This is a genomic window from Nonomuraea sp. SBT364, from assembly GCF_001083785.1.
GTDB lineage: Bacteria > Actinomycetota > Actinomycetes > Streptosporangiales > Streptosporangiaceae > Nonomuraea.
On record NZ_LAVL01000058.1, the window covers coordinates 41,881 to 48,529 of the forward strand.

At 71.3% G+C, this 6,649-nt stretch carries 4 protein-coding genes and 1 pseudogene; 1 reads left to right on the plus strand and 4 read right to left on the minus strand.

The features are described 5' to 3' along the window. Positions 1–37: 37 nt before the first annotated feature. The 4 genes from ADY59_RS24650 to ADY59_RS24665 form a co-directional block, all read right to left on the minus strand. Positions 38–1,033, minus strand: a complete 996-nt coding sequence (locus tag ADY59_RS24650) for a glycosyltransferase (protein ID WP_156325709.1) — start codon at positions 1,031–1,033, stop codon at positions 38–40. Positions 1,034–1,089: 56 nt separating this feature from the next. Beyond that, positions 1,090–2,268 carry an acyltransferase family protein gene (locus tag ADY59_RS24655; protein ID WP_049566145.1) on the minus strand — a complete coding sequence of 393 codons (1,179 nt, stop codon included), beginning with the start codon at positions 2,266–2,268 and terminating at the stop codon, positions 1,090–1,092. A gap of 163 nt (positions 2,269–2,431) precedes the next feature. Continuing rightward, a complete protein-coding gene (locus ADY59_RS24660) occupies positions 2,432–4,075 on the minus strand; it encodes an LCP family protein (protein ID WP_049566146.1) in 1,644 nt (547 codons plus the stop codon). Between the two features lie 157 nt (positions 4,076–4,232). After that, positions 4,233–5,633 carry an ArnT family glycosyltransferase gene (locus ADY59_RS24665; RefSeq protein ID WP_231618861.1) on the minus strand — a complete coding sequence of 467 codons (1,401 nt, stop codon included), beginning with the start codon at positions 5,631–5,633 and terminating at the stop codon, positions 4,233–4,235. 65 nt (positions 5,634–5,698) lie between these two features. On the opposite strand from ADY59_RS24665, the pseudogene ADY59_RS24670 reads away from it, so the two are divergent. Beyond that, a pseudogene (locus ADY59_RS24670) lies at positions 5,699–6,649 on the plus strand (glycosyltransferase family 39 protein); the annotation flags it as partial.

Sequence of the window (6,649 nt, forward strand, 5' to 3'; positions counted from 1 at the left end):
AACAGCCGCCTGCCGGCACCATTCGGCGTACGCCTTTCTAGACGGCGGGAGAGGGCTTCTCCCCGGCGGCGGCGGCCAGCGGGCGGGGGCGCACGGCCACGCCCGCCCAGCCCTCCATCCGCGCCACGAACGCCCCCGCGTGGTCGGGCCAGTGGTGGCGCGCCAGCGCCCGCGCGTGCCCGCGCGCGCCGAGGGCGAGCCGCCGCGCGGGATCCTCCTTGAGGTCCAGCACGGCCTCCAGGACGGACTCCACGTCCAGCGGCACGACGAGCCCGCACCCGGTCTCCTCGACCGGCACGGCCCCCGGCCGGGTCGTGACGACGGGCAGCCCCCGGCCCATGTAGTCGAGGATCTTCGTCGGCGTCACGCCGGGCCCGTCCGACAGGGACAGCCCGGCCAGGGCGCCCTCGGTCATCCGCAGGGCGTGCCGGTTGGGCACGTACCCGAACCAGTCGAGCAGCCCGACCCGCTGCGCGTCACGCAGCAGCGGCCGCACGCCCGGCGCGGCGGCGCCGATCAGGTCCATCCGGACGCCGTGCGGGACGAGCCGCTCGGCCAGCGCGATGAGCTCGCTCACGCCCCGGTCCCCGGCCAGCCGGCCGAGGTGCACCACCCTGGTGTCGCCGGGAGGGGGAGGGCTGGGCGACACCAGGGTGGCCTCGGGCACCACGGCGGAGGTGACGACGTGGTGCCGGCGTCCGGCCCGCGCGAGCCGCGCGCCGGACGCCTCCTCGCGCACGTCCCAGACGACGGGCGGGCGGCGGTACGGCAGCGCGCGCAGCAGCCGGTGCTCGTGCGCGATCAGCAGGTCCGCGCCCTTGACGCCGCGCCGGAGCGCCGTACGCGCCCTGCCGTACGCGGCGTGCCGGGGCACGTCGATCGCGGCGAGGCCGGCGGCCGGCGTCACGTTGTAGTACGTGAAGGGCGCGACGTAGGTCACCTCGTGGCCCGCGTCGAGCAGCGCCCGGATCTGCCGATGCATGATCCGGGCGTCCTCGGGATGGTGGACGGTCGTGGCAACGCAAACCCGCATGCGTCGATGGTCAATGCTTACCAGGGCATTGGCGTAAATGCGGGTGAAACTATCGCTTAACTCCTGGACCTGGATGGGCGCCGGTAGAGCCAGGTGAGGCGCGGCTCCAGCACCCACTTGAAGACCGTGCGCGTCTCGGGCAGGCACAGCACGATCGCCAGCGCGAAGCAGCTGAAGCTGATCGCCATCACGCCCAGCGGCCCGTGCAGCCACGGGAACTCCAGCCAGCCCATCTCCTTGGCGATGAGCACCGGGATGCCGTGCAGCAGGTAGCAGTAGAGGGTGCGGGTGCCGAGGTCGGTGTACCAGGTCTCGCGGCGCGGCACGAGCGCCAGCACCGCCAGGCACAGCGCCAGCGCGCACAGCAGCAGCCCGGTGCGCAGCCCCAGCCCCATGTACCAGGACAGGTCCATCTTCTCGTAGCTGTTCTTGTAGTAGAACGGCGCGAGCGGGGCCCTCGGCGCGATGTAGATGGCCACGGCGGCGGCGGCCGCGATCACGAACCCGGACACGATCTTGATCCAGCGGCGGTTGAGCAGCTCGAAGTGCTCCGGCTGCATGACCAGCCCGATGACGAAGAACGGCATCAGGCCGAAGAACCGGTCCATGCTGAAGTCACCGGAGATCTCCGAGAACCCGGCGAACAGGTAGATCGCGATCGCCACCGGCACCGGGTACTTCATCCGCTTCCACACCGGTGTGGACAGCCGCCAGAACAGCAGCGCCAGCAGATACCAGTTGAGCCAGGCCGGATCGATGATCGTCAGGCTCCACTTCTGGCCCAGCGCGAAGCGCAGCGCGGCATAGCCGACCTCGACGATCACGTACGGCACCAGGAAGGTGTCGACGAGCTTGTTCGTCTTCGCGTTGGAGTTCCAGAAGTTTCTGGACAGGTAGCCGCTGATGATCACGAACAGCGGCATGTGGAAGGTGTAGACGAAGATGTACGCGGCCCTGGCCGAGTCGGCGCTCAGCGTCGGCACCAGCGAGTGCCCGATGGGCACCAGCGCGATCAGGATGAACTTGACGTTGTCGAGATAGGGATCGCGCTTGCGCTTCGGCTGCTCCTCCGGAGCGGGCTCCCCGGCGGCCTCCCGGCGGCCCTCAGGGCCTTCGCCGCGGGGGTCGCTCCGCTCACTCCAGAAGGACTCCTCCGGCAGCGGCCATCTGGCGCCTGTGTTGGCGGGCCCGTCGTTCGCAGCCGTGACCGGGGGAGAGTGCTTGGTGTCAGACACAGGGGAGTCGCTCAGCTTCGCTCGGGGCCGGGGAACACGACAGACGACACGCGTGACGCACCTTCACCGGCGCGGGCGAGCCCAGTCGCCGACCCGATCCACGATATCCCGGTCCGGCCGGTCCTGTCCCCCGGCCGGCCGGGTACACAGCGAACTTGGAGGCTCACACGCAGACGTTCTTCTGCTCCGATGCCTTGATCGTGGAGTTCTCCACGCTCTCCGAAAGCTTGGTCACCTTGACCGACTTGAAGTCGGCGCCCACGATCAGCTGGACGACCGGGGCCTGCTTGGCCGTGGTCGTCGCCGCGCCGGTGGTCTGCGCCGCGTTGTAGGGCTCGGTGGTGGTCGCCTTGACCTTGCCCGCCTCCGGCTGGGGCTCGGGCGAGAGCTCCTCGGCCAGCTTGCCGGCGTAGTCGGCGCCGGTGGTCGCCGTCTTCGGGTAGTGGACCTCCGTCTTGGCCAGGCTCTGGCCGCCGGGGGACTGGTAGTTGCCGAGCGCGGTGACCTTGAAGCCCTGCTTGGTGAGCTGGTCGGCGACCTCGCGGGCCTTGCCCGGGGTGGTGGTGCCGTTGAGCACCTGGACCTGGACCTGCTCCGGCTTGAGCGCCAGCTTGGGCTTGCTGCTGGCGGACGCCTTCGGCGTGGGCTCGGTCTCCTTGATCTCGGTGTCGTTGATGATCGCCTGGAACAGCTCGGTGGCGTCGGGCTGCTTCCAGACCACGCGGTTCTCGTCCTCGGGGTCGGGGACCCACGGGATCGTGGTGAACTTGACGTCCTTGGCGGTCAGTTCCCTGGCGCTCATCGCGATGTCGATGAGCTTCTGCGGGTTGTTGGCCAGCTCGGGGTCCATGGTGACCGATTGGGCCGCCGCCGTGACGAACGAGGTGAGCTTGCCCGGGTCGGTGAGCAGATCGCCGCTGGTGGCCTTGGCGACGACCTTGCTGAGGAAGATCTGCTGACGCTTGATGCGCTGGATGTCGCTGTTGTCGCCGTACTTGCGCAGCCGCACGTAGCCGAGCGCCTGCTCGCCCAGGAGCACGCTCCTGCCGGGCGGCAGTTTCAGCTTGGAGTCCTTGTCGTCGACGCCGGACTTCAGGCAGATCTCGATGCCGCCGAGCGCGTCGACGATGTTCTTGAAGCCGCTGAAGTCGACCTCGACGAAGTGGTTGATGCGGATGCCGGTGAGCGTCTCCAGCGTCGAGATCGTGCAGGCGATGCCGCCCGAGTTGTAAGCGGAGTTGATCATCGCCCGCTGGGGCGGCATCTCCTGCTTGGTGGTCTCGTTCTTGCACTTGGGGATCGTCACCATCGAGTCACGCGGGAAGCTGATCAGCCGCGCGCTGTCCCGGTTGGGGGAGATGTGCATGACGATGATGGTGTCGGTGCGCTTGCCGCCCGCGTCGGCGGTGCGGGCCAGCTCCTGGCCGTACTTGGCGTTGCCCTCGCCGGCCCGGGTGTCGGAGCCGACGAGCAGGACGTTGAGCGCGCCGGTGTCGCGGGGGCGTTCGGTGAGGATGTCGTCCTTGACGGCCTTCTGGTTGATGCTGCCGAAGGCGTCGCGGTAGACGGTGTAGCCGGTCAGGGATCCGGCCACCATGACCGTGGTGGCGGCGATGCTCACCCAGGCGAGCACCCGCATCTTGTTGCCGCCGTTGCCGCGCCCCCTGCCCCGATGCCCGCGCGGCGGCTCGTCGGGCGGTGGCGGCGGCGGTGGGCCGGCCGCGGCCTGCCTGCGGGCCATGCGGCTTCCGGGCTGCGTCGAGGCGACCCTGCGGTCCTGCGTGGACGCGCTCCTGTAGTCACTCATGCGCCCCCTAGCCTCGTCCTGGCTTGGTCGTACTGCGCCACGAGACTAGGTCACGTACGGCGTGCCCGGTGCCATGACTGCGCGAATCGGCCGTGACAAGGGCGTGATGTTTACCGGCAAGAGCATACTCAGACGGGGACATATGGGGGAATATTCTTTAGGAACTCTGAGGATTTCTACAGGTTAGCGCCGCCGCGAGACAGGCCAGCGGCACCACCGGCAGCACGTAGCGGTAGTCGAACTCGGCCACGGCGGGCGGCGTGACCAACAGCACAACGGCCGCCGCCCACGGTGCCGCCCAGGGTGCCGGCCACACGGCCGGCCCTTGCGCCGCGCGGATCCCGTACAGCCTTCTGCGCGCCGCGACGACGGGCGGGACGAGCAGGACGGCCAGGAGCGCGGTGCCGGGCAGCCGGGCCACGTCCTGGTAGGCGCGCATCCAGCCGGCGTACGGCTCGGCGACGCGGGTGCCGATCTCGCCCCGCTCGTAGCGCCGGGCGAGCTCGGCGCCGTGCCGGGCCGGGTAGCGGCCCGGCGGTGGCGGCGACGTCGACGGGAACTGGTAGTAGCCGTAGATCTCCTGGTCGGGGTATACCGGGCGGCCCCACACGAACGAGCGGGCCAGCTCCGACAGCACCGAGCCGGCGTAGTCGAGCGGCTGCGCGCTGATGGCCAGCACCGCGAACCTGGCCGCCAGCGCGTCCGTCTCCCGGGTGAACGTGATGCCCGGCAGCTTGACCAGCGGCGCGTCCTTGGCCCAGATGTACTCCTGCGAGGGCGGCCGCTGCTCCGGCGGCCGGGGATCGCAGAGCACCCGCAGGTCGGGCGGCGGGTCCATGCGCTCGCAGTCGGCGAACGACATCGTCTTGGCGTACAGGAAGACGCCGTTCGCGCCGACGATCCCGACCCGCTGGTAGGTGGCGTAGAACCAGGCGCCGTACGCCACGACGGGCACCAGCGCCGCCGCCAGCATCACCACGGCCGGCCGGACCTGCCGGCGCAGCAGGAACCACCCGGCCAGCAGCGCGATCAGCGGCAGCCCGACCGTCCTGGTGAGCGTGGCGGCCGCCAGCAGCAGCCCGATCGTGACGACCCTGGGCCGGTCGGCCAGAGCCAGCGTGACGGCCAGCACGACGAGGAACATGAACAGCGTGTCGGAGACCAGCAGGTGCTCCAGCTCCACCTGGTAGGCGTCGAGCAGCACCGGCACCGCGGCCAGCACCGCCACCCACCGGCGGATGCGCCGCGCGGCCGCCCAGTAGACCAGCGCGCCCGTCGCCAGCCCCAGCAGGTGCTGCACCGCGATCACCACGCCGAAGGAGTGGAACGGCTCCAGCAGCTTGACGAACATCGAGTAACCGGCGGGACGCACCAGGTCGGGGCGCGGATGGAAGACGGTGACGATGTAGGTGTAGGAGTCGGGGAACCACAGCGCCGGGCGGTAGCCCAGCATCGCGACCACCCTGAGCAGCGCCCCGGCGGCCAGCACCCCGAGGAACCATCGGTGCCGCCGCGCGAGGCGCCCCGCCACCCGTACGACCTCCCGCTTGTCCGGCACGCCGGTACGCTACCGGGCTTCCGCCCGCGAGCCGTCATCGTGATGTTGGATACGCTCGCTGACCGATGGAACTCGCCCGGATGCGCAGGCCGGCGGCGGGCCGGGTGCTCGCCGTGGTCACCGTGCTGCCCGCGCTCGCCGTGGCCGGGTGGCTGCTGGCCGGGCTGGGGCTGCTCCTCGCCGGGGCCTACCGGCCGCTGCCCGCGTTCCTGGTCGGGCTGCCCGCCGCCGCGTTGCTGTGCTGGGCGGGGACGCGCCGGCCGGTGCCGGTGCACGCCACCGCCGGGCAGGCGGCGTCGGTGCTCGCCGTGGCGCTCGCCTCCGGGGTGTTCAACGCCGTCCTGCACAGCGAGCAGTTGCTCGTCCGGCGCGATCCGGCGACGTACGCGCAGTACGCCGTGTGGCTGGCCCGGCACGGGTCGCTGCCGATCGACGTGCGGGCGGAGGCGTTCGGCGGGCCGGATCGGGCGCTCGTTTTTGACAGCGTGGGCTTCTACCCGGGCGACGGGGCGGTGGTGCCGCAGTTCATGCCGGGGCCGCCGATGCTGTTCGCGCTGGGGGAGTGGCTCGGCGGGCTGCTCCTGACGCCCGCCGTGCTGGGCGCGCTGGCGGTGCTGACGGTCGGCGGGCTGGCGGCGCGGCTGGTTGACGGCCGCTGGGCGCCGCTTGCCGCGCTGGCGTTCGCGGTCAGCATGCCGGTGCTCTACACGTCGCGGACCACCTTCAGCGAGATCCCGTCGGTGATCCTGCTGTTCGGCGGGCTGGCGCTGGTGCACGACGCGCTGGCGCGGCGCCGCCGGGCACTCCCGGCGGCGCTGGCCGGGCTGGTGTTCGGGCTGTGCCTGCTGGTCCGGATCGACGGGCTGCGGGACGTGCTGCCCGCGCTGGCCTTCGCGGGCCTGCTGATCGCGCTGCGCCGCCTGGCCGGGCGGTCCTCGTCCTCCGGGGCGGCAGGGGCGGCCCGGACGGTCCTCGCGGCCGGGGGCGGGCTGCCGCTGCTCGGTGGGCTGGTGGCC

Excerpts from the sequence above, each read along its gene's own strand:
- ADY59_RS24650 (WP_156325709.1), bottom strand. The coding sequence starts at position 1,033 with ATGCGGGTTTGCGTTGCCACGACCGTCCACCATCCCGAGGACGCCCGG.
- ADY59_RS24660 (WP_049566146.1), bottom strand. The coding sequence starts at position 4,075 with ATGAGTGACTACAGGAGCGCGTCCACGCAGGACCGCAGGGTCGCCTCG.